Below are 13,362 nucleotides of genomic sequence, written 5' to 3'. Positions count from 1 at the left end.
ATTAGTGTCGAGCAAGCTTCTCTTTGTGTTTAATTACTTGTCGATCGAGCTTGTCGATCAACGAGTCAATGGCGGCATACATATCTTGATGTTCTGTAGAGGCAAATAGCTCAGCACCGCTTACGTGTATCGTGGCTTCTGCTTTTTGGTTTAATTTTTCTACATCGAGAATGACATGAACATTATTAATATGATCAGAGTGTCTTTCTAGCTTCGCAAATTTAGTATTAATATAGTCTCTTAGTGAATCGGTTAATTCTACGTGGCGACCAGTTAAGTTTAGTTGCATAAGCATTACCCTCTTAGTTTAGCGTCTTAAATCAAACTTTTACGTTGATTTGACGGTGGAATAGACAGAGATTCGCGATATTTTGCGATTGTGCGTCTCGCTACTTTAATTCCTTGCTCAGCCAATATATCCGCTATTTTGCTATCACTCAATGGTTTTACTGAGTTTTCTGCAGCGATTAATTTTCGGATAAGAGCACGTATAGCCGTAGATGAACATTCACCACCGTTTTCGGTGCTTACATGGCTTGAGAAAAAGTATTTTAGCTCAAATATACCACGGGGTGTGTGCATATACTTTTGGGTTGTTACGCGCGAAATCGTTGATTCGTGCATTTCTACCATTTCAGCAACATCATTTAAAACCATTGGTTTCATGGCTTCAGGGCCGTGTTCAAAAAAGCCTTGTTGTTGCTTAACAATGCAATTGGTTACTTTTAATAGCGTGTCATTTCTACTTTCTAAGCTTTTAATAAACCATTTAGCTTCTTGTAAATGCGAGCGAATAAACTGGCTGTCACCACTGGATTTTACAGTGCGAGACATTGCTGCGTATTGGCTATTAACACGAATTTTAGGCATGCTATCTGGGTTTAGTTCAACAACCCAGCGGCCTTTTATTTTTTTAACTGACACATCAGGAATAACATACTCAGATTCTTCTCTTACAATAGTATCTGCAGGTTTAGGGCTAAGAGTATGTATTAATGTCATTACTTCTTTAAGCTCTTCTTCTTTGAGCTTAGTTTTCTTCATTAATGTACGATAGTCACGAGCAGCTAATAAATCAATATGCTCGGTTAAAATCATTTTTGTTTCATTAATGTAAGGTGTTTCTTTGTCAAACTGGTTAAGCTGAATACACAAACACTCTTGTAAACTACGCGCAGCAATACCGACAGGATCAAACAGTTGGATGCGTTTTAATACAGCTTCAATTTCATCAAGTTCGACTTCGTTATCATCTTCGTTTTCTTGATTAAAGCTTTCTAAAATCTCTTCGCAGCTTAGTGTTAAAATACCTGAATCATCGACGGCTTCTACAATCGCAATAGCAATAGCTTCGTCTGTAGGGCTAAATGGCGTTAGTTGTAACTGCCACATTAAATACTCATGGAGCGTTTCAGTAGAGGCGCCTTGGTATATTGACTCGTCTTCAGGCATTGGACCTGATGATGCTGCAGGGGCGGCACTCATGTACTCATCCCAGCTAACATCCATAGCCATGTCGTCACTTAGCGTGTCTTTTGCAAGTGCTTCACCACTATCTTGTTCATATTCGCTTGGAGCATCATCGGCAGATGCGCTAACAGTTATGTCATCGGTATCAGCTTTTTGCTCGTTTTTACCTGCAGCGTCTTCTGAATAATCTGCCTCTTCAACCTCTAATAGCGGGTTGCTGTCGAGAGCTTCTTGTATTTCTTGCTGGAGATCCAATGTACTGAGTTGCAACAAACGAATAGCTTGTTGCAGCTGTGGAGTCATTGTAAGTTGCTGGCCCATGCGCAGCTGTAGTGATTGCCTCATGTATCTCTAACAATCCTTTTATGTTGTTATAATTAATACTAGCAGATGCTTAAAGACATGGCGTAAATGTTACAGCCTAAATTGCTCGCCTAAGTAAACATCGCGTACTGTTTTATCATTTAATACGTGTTCTGGAGTACCTGATGCAATCAGCTCCCCATGAGAAACAATGTAGGCTTTTTCACAAACATCAAGGGTTTCTCTTACGTTATGATCGGTAATCAATACACCAATCCCACGATTTTTGAGATGTTCTATTATTTTCTTTATATCTAATACCGAAATCGGGTCAACACCTGCAAATGGTTCATCCAATAATATAAATTTAGGATCGGCTGCCAGCGCACGTGCTATTTCCACGCGGCGACGTTCGCCACCCGATAATGCCATACCTTGGCTATCACGAATGTGTTGTATGCTAAATTCATCTAATAATTTATCGAGCGTGTCTTCTCGGGCTTGCTTATTTAACTCTTTGCGTGTTTCTAAAATTGCCATTAAGTTTTGATAAACAGTCAGTTTTCTAAAAATTGAAGACTCTTGTGGTAAGTAGCCAATGCCTAATCTAGCACGACTATGCATAGGTAAAAGAGTAATATCGTTATCATCGATAGAAATTTTACCTTTGTCGCTAGGTACAAGTCCCACAATCATATAAAACGTGGTGGTTTTACCTGCGCCGTTAGGACCAAGTAAACCAACAATACTGCCTGCTTTGACTTCAAGGCCGACGTTTTTGACAACTTCACGACCTTTATAGCTCTTTGCTAATAGTTCTGCTTTTAATGTACTCATGGCTGACCTTTATCGTCTTTTTTACTTTTTTTAGTTTCGATAGGCACTAAAATAGTGTGAACGCGGTCAGTTGAGTTTTCATCTTTTTCGGCACTGATTAACTGTTGTTCTATATCGTAGGTAATACTTTTAGCATTAATTTTTTGTCCTGCTTGCGATACTTCTGCATTACCAACGAGCGTTAAAAAACGTTTAGATACATCGTAACGAACTTCGTCTGCACTGGCGCTCATAGTTGTGCCATCTGATTGCTTCTCTTCAAAGCGAGCAGGGCTACCCGTGGCAATTAATAGTTGCTGGTTATCACCAAGTTCATCGCGCTTATGTACTTCGAGGCGGTCTGCTGTAATTCGGCGATTACCGTGAATAATCTCAACGTTTTTCTCAAAAATACCCACGTTAGCTTTTAATTGGCCTTCTTGCTTATCGGCGCTTATTGAAATTTGATTTGCAGCAGGTTGCGAGTTTTGCTCTGCAGCACTACTATTAAACGCTAGTATAAGTGTAGGAATAATAAGTGATTTTAATATTTTATTGGTCATAATATATGGTTCGCGTATGGTTAATTAGTTTTATCACTTCGGTTTTTAAGTCGGCTTCTAGGCCTTTACCAGTGATTTTTAAATTGGGTCCGGTGATGATAACGGGTTGCTCCGAACGCATTGTTAATAGCTTTATATCTACCTGAATATTATCAGCATTGATTTTGTCTATCATGGCGTTATCGGTTAAGTTTTTGGCAACCACATTACCTTCTAAAATTAATTGCTTGTCTTCGTATAATGTTGCTTCGTCTGCATTTATTTGCCACGTTTGCTTTTCGTTATATAAAGTAAAAATGGGTTTTTCAAAAAATGTAAAACCTAATTGCTGATATAGCTCCATTTTAGCAGCAGTGACTTTGTGGCTAATTTTACCTTGCTCGTCATAGGCTGTTTGTTTGAGTTCAATAGCTATGTAGTCAGGTTTTGCAATAACTTCAGGCTCAGCCTGAGGTGCAACATTAGTTTGTGTAAAATAAGGGTACCAAAGCCAAACCATACAGCTAATGAATAAAACGCTTAATATTATGCGCGCTGCATTCATGAACTAGTGCCTTGTGTAGTTAATGCTTTACCATTTTCAAGCATGAGCAGGTCGGTAAGCTCTCTCACTGCGCCAAAGCCGCCAGGCATTTGCGTTACATAGTGTGATAAACGTTTAATAAGTGGATGGGCATCATTTACTGCAACAGCAAAGCCGACGAATTCCATAACGGGCATGTCAGGACCATCATCACCGATATAAGCAATTTGTTCATCACTAAGGTTGAGTTTATCTTTTAGCTCTTGATAGGCAATGAGCTTATTTTCTTGGCCTTGATAAATATGCTGTACGGTTAAGCTGCTCATACGTTGTTGCACTATTTGTGAATGACGACCAGTAATTACAGCAACTTCAAAGCCACTGTTTATAAGCGCTTTAATGCCAAAACCATCTTTTGTATTAAATGCTTTTAGCTCTTCACCTTGATTACCAAGATAAATACGGCCATCAGAAAATACACCATCAATATCGCATATAAGTAGCTTTACTTTTTTAGCGCGTGCTTTTGCATCATCGCTCAGCGGTTGATAGAGTTCTTCAAATTGCATTTATAACACTCCTGCTTTTAATAGGTCTTGCATGTTCAATGCGCCAATAGGCTGATTTAGCTCATTGACAACGATTAAGCCATTTATACGTTTGTGTTCCATAATATTAAGCGCTTCAGCGGCTAAAATATCTTGCGTAGCCGTAGTACATGACTTAGTCATAACAACATCTATTTGTGTTGTATGAATATCAATTCTTTGCTCTAAAATACGACGTAAATCGCCATCGGTAAATAGGCCTACTAATTGCTGATTATCATCAACAATGGCTGTCATGCCTAACCCTTTAGCAGACATTTCAATAAGGGCGTCTTTAACTGTTTGTGAAACGCTAATAATAGGTGTATTTACGCCGCCGTGCATAACATCTTTTAAAGTGAGTAATAAGCGCTTACCTAAACTACCACCTGGGTGAGATAACGCGAAGTCATCAGCAGTAAAGCCGCGAGCTTCTAATAATGCAACTGCCATGGCATCGCCCATCGCAAGTGTTGCAGTGGTACTTGATGTAGGAGCTAGTCCCAATGAGCAGGCTTCTTTTTCTACTTTAATGCACACATGCACATTAGCAAGGGTCGCCATGGTTGATTGCGTATTGCCAGTCATCGATATCATTTTGGCACCAAGTCGTTTTAAAACGGGAATGATATTTAAAACTTCGCTGGTCTCACCTGAATTAGAAATAAGCATAACCACGTCATTTTTAGTGATCATACCTAAATCACCATGACTTGCTTCACCAGGGTGAACAAAAAATGCAGGACTGCCAGTGCTTGCAAGGGTTGCTGCTATTTTATTGCCAATATGACCTGATTTACCCATACCAATGACAATAATACGGCCTTCACAGTCGTACATTAATTGGCATGCGTTATGAAAATTCTCATCTACATATTGTGCAATATCACTAAGTGCTTGGCGTTCAACATCTAAAACGCGAAGGCCTTGTTCAATAAAATTTAGCGTTGCCATTATTTACCCTACTTGACTAAAAATATACCCTTGGTAACCCAAAAACGCTATTAGCAATAAGCCGCCTTCTACTCTATTGATACGTTGGGTGCCTCTAAAGTTCAATGACATAATAATAAGAGCAAGTGTTGCGCCAATCATAATTAATACGTCTCGGCTTACTAATGATGGGTCAATGGCAGAAGGGTTAATAATACCGGCAAGTGGTAATACCGCTAGAATATTAAATATGTTTGAGCCAACAATATTACCTAGTGCTAAATCATCTTCATTTTTAAGTACACCTGCAACCGAAGCGGCAAGTTCAGGCAAACTAGTACCGATGGCAATAATTGTTAAGCCAATGACTAAGTCGCTTAAGCCGAAGTATTTAGCAATATCTACAGCCGAACCTATTAAAAAATGAGAGCTAACAGGTAGGAGTATCATGCCGACAACTAACCAAAATACCGCTTTTTTCGTAGGTACATCGTTAGGGACGTCGTCGCAGGCTTCTGAGACAAATGGGTCATCTTGGTTTTTTGCACGCATAGATACAATAATTAACCCACCGATGAATACGATAAAGCCAACCAAAAGTGCAACACCTTCATTAAATGAAAAGTAGTTATCTGAGAACACATACCAAGTAGCTAAAGATACGAGCATCACTAATGGCATTTCACGTTTTAATGTACTTGATGAAACTGAAAGAGGGCGAAATAGAGCAGTGATACCTAACACAAGTAAAATGTTTGTAATATTAGAGCCAACAGCATTGCCAACCGCTGTGTCGGTTTTGTTAGCCAGAGCGGCAGAGGCTGAAACCATCATTTCGGGTGCTGAAGAGCCCATAGCTACCACGGTTAAACCAACAATAAGTGTAGGTACACCAAAGTTTTTAGCAAGAGCCGCAGCGCCATAAACAAACCTGTCTGCACTCCAAACAAGAGCTGCAAAACCAAGAATTAAAATAACAAACGAGGTAACCATTGTGTTAAGCCAGTTATACAAAATACGGATGGCGCGAATAGTAACAAAAGCCAAGATGAAAGTATAAATAAAAGAGTAAGGTCAACTACGTAACAATGCTGCTTTTAAACAGCTAATTTAAAAATTTAAGCCGGGGTTAAGCTGTTTTAAGCGAGTCTTATAATCCTTTTCATGGATGTATTACAAAATCTTACGAATTGTTTTTTCCATCTTTGACAAAAAAGCTTTAAAATAGGTGCACTAGTGAACATTTTTATGGAGAGCGACTTGTCGCAATCAATAGTAGAAGTCAAGGATGTTAGCTTTTCGAGAGGCAATAGAACTATATATAAAAATATGAGTTTTAGCGTTCCTAAAGGTAAAATTACTGCGATCATGGGGCCAAGCGGAATTGGCAAAACCACTATGTTGCGTTTAATTGGTGGTCAGCTTAAACCAGATTCAGGTGATATTTTATTTGAAGGTGGCAGCATTCCTAAAATGTCTCGTAAAGAGTTATACGAAGCACGTACTAAAATGAGCATGCTTTTTCAAAGTGGTGCGCTGTTTACTGATATGTCGGTATTTGACAATATTGCGTTTCCTATAAGAGAGCACACAAAGCTGAGTGAAGACCTTATTCGATTAGTTGTATTAATGAAATTACAAGCGGTTGGGCTACGTGGCGCTAAAGATTTAATGCCCTCTGAGTTATCGGGCGGTATGGCAAGACGTGCTGCACTTGCGCGCGCTATAGCACTTGATCCAGAGCTAATCATGTACGATGAACCATTTGCAGGACAAGACCCTATTTCGATGGGCGTATTGGTTAAGCTAATTAAGTCGCTTAACGAAGTATTGGGTTTATCGTCTTTAATTGTGACACACGATGTGACAGAGGTAATGAGTATTGCCGATCACGTTATAATTATCGCCGATCAAGGTGTAATTGGTTGTGGTACTCCTGATGAAATGCGCAATCATGAATCTCCTTTAGTTCAACAGTTTTTAAAAGGCTTGTCGGATGGTCCAGTACCATTTCATTTTCCGGCTCAAGCTTATGCAGATGAACTGCTTGGAGAAAAAGCATAATGTTGGATTTATTTCAAAAGCTAGGGCATAAAACGCTAGGACGTTTTGCGGCTCTTGGCCGTTCGGCTTATATGCTGTTTAGTGCATTAGCGCATGTTCCTAATTTTAAAAAAGGCACACCGTTACTTGTTCGCCAGCTCTATATGGTTGGTTCGCAATCGTTACTCATTATTATGGTGTCGGGTTTGTTTATCGGCATGGTGTTGGCTCTACAAGGTTACACCGTATTAGTTGGTTATGGCGCTGAGGATAGTTTAGGACCGTTAGTGGCTCTGAGTTTATTGCGAGAACTGGGCCCGGTTGTTACTGCATTACTATTTGCAGGACGCGCAGGTAGCGCATTGACTGCTGAAATTGGCTTAATGAAAGCAACAGAGCAACTTTCATCACTTGAGATGATGGCAATCGATCCGCTAAAACGTATTATTGCACCGCGCTTTTGGGCGGGTTTTATAAGCATGCCATTGCTTGCATTGATATTTTCAGCCGTAGCAATCATAGGCGCTCATTTAGTGGGTGTAGATTGGCTGGGGGTTGATACAGGTAGTTTTTGGTCAATCATGCAATCACAAGTGTCGTTTCAGCAAGACATACTAAACGGTATTATTAAGAGTTTTGTATTTGCCATAGTGGTGACCTGGATTGCGCTTTATAAAGGATATGACTGTGTGCCGACCTCAGAAGGGATCAGCAAAGCAACCACCGAAACGGTTGTTCATTCGTCATTAGCAGTTTTAGGTTTTGACTTTATTTTGACAGCGGTAATGTTTACCAGCTAATAGGGTATAGATAATGAATTCACGGAAATTAGAAATTTTAGTTGGTTTTTTTGTAGCACTTGGCATTTTAGCTTTTGCGATGCTCGCACTTAAAGTTGCCAATTCAGGTATTAGTGGCTCTGGCGAAACATATACGCTTAATGCCAAGTTTGAAAACATTGGCTCATTAAAAGCACGTGCACCAGTAAAAGTAGGTGGTGTTGTAATTGGTCGTGTTGAATCAATTTATGTTCACCCACAAGAATTTTTACCAGTCGTTAATATGACTATTGATGCACAGTACTTATGTCGCTTTTCAGACACAAGCTCAATCTCTATTTTAACGTCGGGTATTTTAGGTGAGCAGTACTTAGGTATTCACCCTGTAATTTCTCCAGATTCTGCTAAGCAACGTTGTTTAGGCGAAACAGTGACTGAAAACAAGCAAGATGAAGCAATTGACGATTTATTTGGTGTGGAAAGCAAAGCACTAGGTGATGGCGATTCAATTACTGATACTAAGTCTGCCATTGTACTTGAAGAATTAATCGGGCAGTTTTTATTCAACCAAGGTAGTGAGTAATTATTATGTTGAAAAAGTTTTTAGCTATTGTAGCAATTAGCACAATGACGCTAACTCAAAGCGTAAGTGCAGCAGATGTAAAATTAATCGATCCGAACAAAATGGTACGCCAAGTTGCCGATAATACATTTGCACGTATTAAAAAAGACCAGCCATTAATTGTTAAAGATCAAGAGCATCTTCGCGTAATCGTTGAAGAAGAATTAATGCCTTATATCGACTACAAATATGCAGCACTTCGCGTACTAGGTAGTGAAGTATCTAAAGTACGTGCAATTACCGACGAAGCTGAAAAAGCCAAAGCAATTAAAGAAATTCAGCGCTTTATTGGTGTATTCAGAGAGTACTTAGTAGCTACTTATGCCGGTGTGTTTACTCAATATACAAACCAAAAAGTTGAGTTTGGTGCCGAGCAAGCATTTAAAGGTAAAGATGTCGTTGTCGTTAAGACTAAAATTATTGAAGACGGTAAACCTGATATCAGAATCGATTTTAAAGTACGTGAAGACCGTGATGGTGAATGGCGCGCGTACGATATGATTGCTGAAGGCATTAGTTTACTAGATGCAAAACAAAGTGAACTACAAGGTATTTTGCGTCAGCAAGGTATTGATAATGTAAGTAACCTTTTAGAGCAAAAGAGTCAGCTACCAGTTCAGTTTAGAGGCAGTAACTCGAATGACTAAATTGGCAATAAGCCAAGTTGATGGACAACATTTTCGAGTAAGCGGTGAGCTTACTCGAAATTCAATTGGCGATGAACAGCTTCTGAACAACAAGCTATTAACCAAGCATAAAATCATCTATTTCGACCTAAGTGGTGTATCTAGGGTTGACACAGCGGGCTTAGCTTGGTTAATTCACTCTTTTGCAGAATTAAAGCAGCAAGGCATTCGCCTTGAATTGCAAAACCTACCTGAGCAATTGCAAAATTTAATGCAATTGGGTCAGGTTACAACCCTATTTGAGTGAGAGTTATGGAAACTAGCCAAGTCGAAACATTATTACGCGAAGAACTTCAATTAGCTGAAGTGCATGTAAAAGCCAATGGTAGTCATTATGAAGTTGTTGCAGTAGGTGAATGCTTTGACGGTTTAAGCCGAGTTAAAAAGCAGCAGCTAGTTTATGGCCCATTAATGAATACAATTTCAGATGGCACAATTCACGCAGTATCTATTCGTGCATTTACTCCTGTAGAGTGGAAGCGTGAACAAAAATTTATTTTACCGCAATAAATAGGGCCTCTTAATGGATCAATTTGTAATTCAAGGTGGTACTTCACTTGCTGGTGAAGTGACTATTTCTGGCGCTAAAAATGCCGCACTTCCTATTTTGTTTGCTTCATTATTAGCTGATGGAAAAAGTACATTTTCTAATGTACCGCGCCTTCGCGATATAGTGACTACTGAAGCATTATTAAAAACTCTAGGTGCTGATGTTAATTGGCACGGCGATACGCTAGTGATTGACGGCGCAACGGTTAATAAAACATTAGCGCCATACGACTTAGTTAAGCAAATGCGTGCCTCAGTGCTTGCGTTGGGACCTTTGGTTGCACGTTTTGGTGAAGCTCAAGTGTCTTTGCCTGGTGGGTGCGCTATTGGTGCTCGCCCAGTTGATATTCATATTCAGGGTTTGGAGCGCATGGGCGCGGTAATTAACGTTGAAAATGGTTATATTAATGCCAAGGTAAACGGTCGCTTAAAAGGTGCTGAAATCTTTATGGAAATGGTAAGCGTAGGCGCTACCGAAAATCTATTGATGGCAGCAGCCCTCGCTGATGGTAAAACCATACTTGATAATGCTGCACGCGAGCCCGAAATAATTGATTTAGCTAACTGCTTAATTGCTATGGGCGCTAAAATTACGGGTGCAGGCACTAGCCGCATTGAAGTTGAAGGCGTTGAGCGTTTAGCAGGATGCGAGCACAGCATTTTACCAGACAGAATAGAAACAGGTACGTTTTTAGTCGCTGCAGCAATGGCCGGTGGTGAAGTACTTTGTAAAAACACTGACTTTCATTCTCTTGAGCCTGTGATTGAAAAACTACGCGCAACGAATGCACACCTAGAGGTGCATAACGACAGTATTTATCTTGATATGCGCGGCCGAGAACTTAGAGCCGTGAATATTAAAACAGCTCCACATCCAGGTTTCCCTACGGATATGCAAGCTCAGTTTACAGCATTGAATGTAGTAGCAAATGGTAGTGCGACTATTACGGAAACGATTTTTGAAAACCGTTTTATGCATGTACCAGAGTTACAGCGTATGGGCGCTAATATTCGTTTAGAAGGGCATACCGCAATTTGTGGTGAGACTGAAAGCTTAACGGGTGCGCAAGTGATGGCAACCGATCTACGCGCTTCAGCTAGTTTAATTTTAACGGGTATAGTGGCACAGGGTGAAACGGTTGTTGACCGTATTTATCACGTTGATAGAGGTTACCAGCGCATTGAAGATAAACTAAGTGCATTAGGCGCAAACATTAAACGTAGAAGTAGTTAATAGTGAGCTTTGCTCAGGATTTTATGTTTTGAGCGATTTAACTTAATTGACTACTTTAGCAAAAGAATAAGGCGTAGTTTTTAACTACGCCTTATTTGTGTCTTACATATAGTTCTAATAAGTGTTTATATCAACCTGCATAAACCTTTGAGCAACTTAACGAATTAAATTTTACTATAATGTCGTTAAAATTTTTATTTAGAACAACTAGATAAAAAAATTCCTAGTTCTAGCGTGATTTTCTTAACGTTAAATAGACCCCATATATAAGCAGATTGGTATTACACATTTAGAACTGACAAACGTAATAATATGTTGAAAAATCGCCTAACATTTACAAGGGAAAAAATCACACTACATGCATGATTTTTATTCATTCTACAATGTAGGTATAGACACGTAGATTTAATTTAAAATCTCATACTTTACTGTTATTTATGCTGCTTAAACTCATAATTGCACCTTTACTTATTTTACTAATAAGATTCGCCCAAAAACGCTTTGGTAGTTTTGTTAGCGGCATAATTCCTGGCTGCCTATTACCTCTGGGCCTATTTCTTATTTTATAGCATTAGAGCAAGGTAAATTATTTGCAGCTAACTCAGCGGTGGCCTCTCTTTATGGTATGAGCGGTATAGGCTTATTTTGTTTTAGTTACTTGGTTGTATCACGAAGGTTTGGAATGCTTAAATCGCTTTTTACAGCGTTGAGTATTTGGTGTGTATTTAGCGTTATTACTTTATTTTTACCCGTGAATATTATTGTAGCGAGTGTGGTTTCACTTTGTATTTTACTTGGTTTAACTATTATCTCTACAAAGCTAAATATATCAGTTGATGCAAAACCATTAAATGCCCGCTGGGAGCTTCCGGTAAAAATGATATTAGTGACGAGCTTTATCGTGCTTGTTACGTTTATATCACAGCATATAGGGTCTGCGTGGAGCGGGTTAATATCTACCTTTCCGGTTATTTTGGCGGTAATGGGCAGTGTTGCCCATTTTAGTGACAAACAAGCCTCAACGTTTAAAATTCTTAATGGCGGTATTATTGGTTCATTAGGTGGATGTGTATTTTTTGCGGTGATTGCGTTTATGTTAAAACATAACTTTATGATTTGGCAGGTGTACGCAACAGCTGCCATTTTCTCAACGTTATTTACTATTATTTTTAGCCAATTTATTAATCGCCAATTTACCAAGCAAGTTATGCTAAACACCAAAAAAGCAGTGCTTAAGATTGACTCGCTCGGTTAACTTACATATCTAAAGCCATTACCTAGTTATGTAGTTGAATTAACATTTCACTGGGGGTTTTATTAAAGTGGCGTTTAAATTCGCGGCTAAATTGCGATGGGCTGGTATAGCCAACCTTTAATGCAGCTTCGTTGGCTTTGCTTCCACTACTGGTTATAAGCTCTTTAGCTTTAGCTAAGCGTACTTTTTTTAAATACTGCAAAGGTGACTCAAATGTTACTTGCCTAAAAGCACGATGGAACGACGATACGCTCATGTTTACATCTTCAGCCAACCCCTCAACTGTAATTTGATTGGCATAACTACTGTGCATAGTTGAGAGCGTACGGGCGATACGCGCATAATGCCCATCATGCATAGCAAGCCCTATTAAAGTATGTCCTTGTGGACCACAAAGTACACGATATACCAATTCTTTTACTATATCTTCGCCAAAAACGTCAGCTTCAATGGGGTTATTAAGCACGCTAAGTAAACGGTGGGTTACTTGCTCCATTGCGCCATCTATTTTAGCCGATTGAACGCCACTCATTTGCCCAGTGGTGAATGGCTTATGTGTACCAATTTGGTTTACTAATTTATGTAACATTACCGGGTTTATATCTATAACAATACCCATAACAGGCTGGTTGTTATCGGTAAAAGCTTCGCATTCAAGTGGCACTGGTACACCTAAAACAAGGTAGTCGCCTTCACCATATTTTATTTGATGATCAGGGAAATGAATTATCTTATGTCCTTGCCCAACAATAATAATACCTGAGTTATATATAAGTGGCTGGCGCGGCGAGCTTTTACTTGCACGATGAAAATACACACCTGGAATAATGGTTTCCATGTTGCCTTCAAAGTTAAGTAAATTATTGTGCTCTGCAAATTTTTGCATCATGTTGGCTATTGAGGACATTAAAACTTCTACTATCGTACGAATTTTGCGTAAAATATCAATCTTGACAGTTTTAGGCAAGCTTTTGCGAGTTATTGGGCTTTTTTTATGTT

17 protein-coding genes are annotated in these 13,362 nt (G+C 39.3%); 8 read left to right on the top strand and 9 right to left on the bottom strand.

Annotated features, from left to right (window positions below):
* Position 1: 1 nt before the first annotated feature.
* From hpf to GQR54_RS07700, 8 genes are all read right to left on the bottom strand, one after another.
* Positions 2 to 289 carry a ribosome hibernation promoting factor gene (gene hpf / locus GQR54_RS07735; RefSeq protein ID WP_007580301.1) on the bottom strand — a complete coding sequence of 96 codons (288 nt, stop codon included), beginning with the start codon at positions 287 to 289 and terminating at the stop codon, positions 2 to 4.
* Between the two features lie 26 nt (positions 290 to 315).
* Complete coding sequence (locus tag GQR54_RS07730; protein WP_166377048.1) at positions 316 to 1,815, bottom strand: RNA polymerase factor sigma-54; 1,500 nt, start codon at positions 1,813 to 1,815, stop codon at positions 316 to 318.
* 69 nt (positions 1,816 to 1,884) lie between these two features.
* Positions 1,885 to 2,610 carry an LPS export ABC transporter ATP-binding protein gene (lptB, locus tag GQR54_RS07725; RefSeq protein WP_007580304.1) on the bottom strand — a complete coding sequence of 242 codons (726 nt, stop codon included), beginning with the start codon at positions 2,608 to 2,610 and terminating at the stop codon, positions 1,885 to 1,887.
* Positions 2,607 to 3,152 carry a lipopolysaccharide transport periplasmic protein LptA gene (gene lptA, locus GQR54_RS07720; protein WP_166377047.1) on the bottom strand — a complete coding sequence of 182 codons (546 nt, stop codon included), beginning with the start codon at positions 3,150 to 3,152 and terminating at the stop codon, positions 2,607 to 2,609. The genes lptB and lptA overlap by 4 nt, the downstream gene beginning before the upstream one ends.
* A complete protein-coding gene (lptC, locus tag GQR54_RS07715; protein ID WP_149593485.1) occupies positions 3,142 to 3,696 on the bottom strand; it encodes an LPS export ABC transporter periplasmic protein LptC in 555 nt (184 codons plus the stop codon). Before lptC ends, lptA begins: the two co-directional genes overlap by 11 nt.
* Positions 3,693 to 4,244, bottom strand: coding sequence for a 3-deoxy-manno-octulosonate-8-phosphatase KdsC (gene kdsC, locus GQR54_RS07710; RefSeq protein ID WP_166377046.1), 552 nt, complete (start codon positions 4,242 to 4,244; stop codon positions 3,693 to 3,695). The genes lptC and kdsC overlap by 4 nt, the downstream gene beginning before the upstream one ends.
* Positions 4,245 to 5,216 carry a KpsF/GutQ family sugar-phosphate isomerase gene (locus GQR54_RS07705; protein ID WP_166377045.1) on the bottom strand — a complete coding sequence of 324 codons (972 nt, stop codon included), beginning with the start codon at positions 5,214 to 5,216 and terminating at the stop codon, positions 4,245 to 4,247.
* A gap of 3 nt (positions 5,217 to 5,219) precedes the next feature.
* A complete protein-coding gene (locus tag GQR54_RS07700) occupies positions 5,220 to 6,188 on the bottom strand; it encodes a calcium/sodium antiporter (protein ID WP_024607453.1) in 969 nt (322 codons plus the stop codon).
* Between the two features lie 255 nt (positions 6,189 to 6,443).
* Between GQR54_RS07700 and GQR54_RS07695 the strand changes: the two genes are divergently transcribed.
* The 8 genes from GQR54_RS07695 (at position 6,444) to GQR54_RS07660 (ending at position 12,363) form a co-directional block, all read left to right on the top strand.
* Complete coding sequence (locus GQR54_RS07695) at positions 6,444 to 7,259, top strand: ATP-binding cassette domain-containing protein (protein WP_076915496.1); 816 nt, start codon at positions 6,444 to 6,446, stop codon at positions 7,257 to 7,259.
* Positions 7,259 to 8,038 (top strand): lipid asymmetry maintenance ABC transporter permease subunit MlaE, encoded by a 780-nt coding sequence (gene mlaE, locus GQR54_RS07690; protein WP_002957949.1) that lies wholly within the window; start codon positions 7,259 to 7,261, stop codon positions 8,036 to 8,038. Before GQR54_RS07695 ends, mlaE begins: the two co-directional genes overlap by 1 nt.
* Before the next feature lie 13 nt (positions 8,039 to 8,051).
* Complete coding sequence (gene mlaD / locus GQR54_RS07685) at positions 8,052 to 8,600, top strand: outer membrane lipid asymmetry maintenance protein MlaD (protein ID WP_002957950.1); 549 nt, start codon at positions 8,052 to 8,054, stop codon at positions 8,598 to 8,600.
* A gap of 5 nt (positions 8,601 to 8,605) precedes the next feature.
* Complete coding sequence (locus tag GQR54_RS07680) at positions 8,606 to 9,286, top strand: ABC transporter substrate-binding protein (protein WP_166377044.1); 681 nt, start codon at positions 8,606 to 8,608, stop codon at positions 9,284 to 9,286.
* Positions 9,279 to 9,572: an STAS domain-containing protein gene (locus tag GQR54_RS07675; RefSeq protein ID WP_024599262.1), complete on the top strand. Its 294-nt coding sequence runs from the start codon at positions 9,279 to 9,281 to the stop codon at positions 9,570 to 9,572. The genes GQR54_RS07680 and GQR54_RS07675 overlap by 8 nt, the downstream gene beginning before the upstream one ends.
* Positions 9,573 to 9,577: 5 nt before the next feature.
* Positions 9,578 to 9,835 (top strand): BolA family protein, encoded by a 258-nt coding sequence (locus GQR54_RS07670; protein WP_002957953.1) that lies wholly within the window; start codon positions 9,578 to 9,580, stop codon positions 9,833 to 9,835.
* 13 nt (positions 9,836 to 9,848) lie between these two features.
* The gene (murA, locus tag GQR54_RS07665) at positions 9,849 to 11,108 is read left to right on the top strand and encodes a UDP-N-acetylglucosamine 1-carboxyvinyltransferase (RefSeq protein WP_166377043.1); all 1,260 of its coding nucleotides are present in this window, start codon (positions 9,849 to 9,851) and stop codon (positions 11,106 to 11,108) included.
* A 682-nt stretch (positions 11,109 to 11,790) separates the two neighbouring features.
* The gene (locus GQR54_RS07660; protein WP_231609292.1) at positions 11,791 to 12,363 is read left to right on the top strand and encodes a hypothetical protein; all 573 of its coding nucleotides are present in this window, start codon (positions 11,791 to 11,793) and stop codon (positions 12,361 to 12,363) included.
* A 22-nt stretch (positions 12,364 to 12,385) separates the two neighbouring features.
* Here the strand turns inward: GQR54_RS07660 and GQR54_RS07655 are convergent, their stop codons facing one another.
* Positions 12,386 to 13,270, bottom strand: a complete 885-nt coding sequence (locus tag GQR54_RS07655) for an AraC family transcriptional regulator (protein ID WP_024594102.1) — start codon at positions 13,268 to 13,270, stop codon at positions 12,386 to 12,388.
* Positions 13,271 to 13,362: the final 92 nt, after the last annotated feature.

The organism is Pseudoalteromonas sp. Z9A4 (assembly GCF_011378845.1).
Taxonomy (GTDB): Bacteria; Pseudomonadota; Gammaproteobacteria; order Enterobacterales; family Alteromonadaceae; genus Pseudoalteromonas; species Pseudoalteromonas arctica.
The sequence above is the reverse complement of the archived record's forward strand: the minus strand, read 5'-3'. Positions and strand labels throughout refer to the sequence as shown.

Bases quoted from the DNA above. Each gene is read 5' to 3' on its own strand.
- hpf (WP_007580301.1), bottom strand. From the start codon at position 289: ATGCAACTAAACTTAACTGGTCGCCACGTAGAATTAACCGATTCACTA.
- GQR54_RS07730 (WP_166377048.1), bottom strand. From the start codon at position 1,815: ATGAGGCAATCACTACAGCTGCGCATGGGCCAGCAACTTACAATGACT.
- lptB (WP_007580304.1), bottom strand. From the start codon at position 2,610: ATGAGTACATTAAAAGCAGAACTATTAGCAAAGAGCTATAAAGGTCGT.
- lptA (WP_166377047.1), bottom strand. From the start codon at position 3,152: ATGACCAATAAAATATTAAAATCACTTATTATTCCTACACTTATACTA.
- lptC (WP_149593485.1), bottom strand. From the start codon at position 3,696: ATGAATGCAGCGCGCATAATATTAAGCGTTTTATTCATTAGCTGTATG.
- kdsC (WP_166377046.1), bottom strand. From the start codon at position 4,244: ATGCAATTTGAAGAACTCTATCAACCGCTGAGCGATGATGCAAAAGCA.
- GQR54_RS07705 (WP_166377045.1), bottom strand. From the start codon at position 5,216: ATGGCAACGCTAAATTTTATTGAACAAGGCCTTCGCGTTTTAGATGTT.
- GQR54_RS07700 (WP_024607453.1), bottom strand. From the start codon at position 6,188: ATGGTTACCTCGTTTGTTATTTTAATTCTTGGTTTTGCAGCTCTTGTT.
- GQR54_RS07695 (WP_076915496.1), top strand. From the start codon at position 6,444: ATGGAGAGCGACTTGTCGCAATCAATAGTAGAAGTCAAGGATGTTAGC.
- mlaE (WP_002957949.1), top strand. From the start codon at position 7,259: ATGTTGGATTTATTTCAAAAGCTAGGGCATAAAACGCTAGGACGTTTT.
- mlaD (WP_002957950.1), top strand. From the start codon at position 8,052: ATGAATTCACGGAAATTAGAAATTTTAGTTGGTTTTTTTGTAGCACTT.
- GQR54_RS07680 (WP_166377044.1), top strand. From the start codon at position 8,606: ATGTTGAAAAAGTTTTTAGCTATTGTAGCAATTAGCACAATGACGCTA.
- GQR54_RS07675 (WP_024599262.1), top strand. From the start codon at position 9,279: ATGACTAAATTGGCAATAAGCCAAGTTGATGGACAACATTTTCGAGTA.
- GQR54_RS07670 (WP_002957953.1), top strand. From the start codon at position 9,578: ATGGAAACTAGCCAAGTCGAAACATTATTACGCGAAGAACTTCAATTA.
- murA (WP_166377043.1), top strand. From the start codon at position 9,849: ATGGATCAATTTGTAATTCAAGGTGGTACTTCACTTGCTGGTGAAGTG.
- GQR54_RS07660 (WP_231609292.1), top strand. From the start codon at position 11,791: ATGCTTAAATCGCTTTTTACAGCGTTGAGTATTTGGTGTGTATTTAGC.
- GQR54_RS07655 (WP_024594102.1), bottom strand. From the start codon at position 13,270: ATGTCCTCAATAGCCAACATGATGCAAAAATTTGCAGAGCACAATAAT.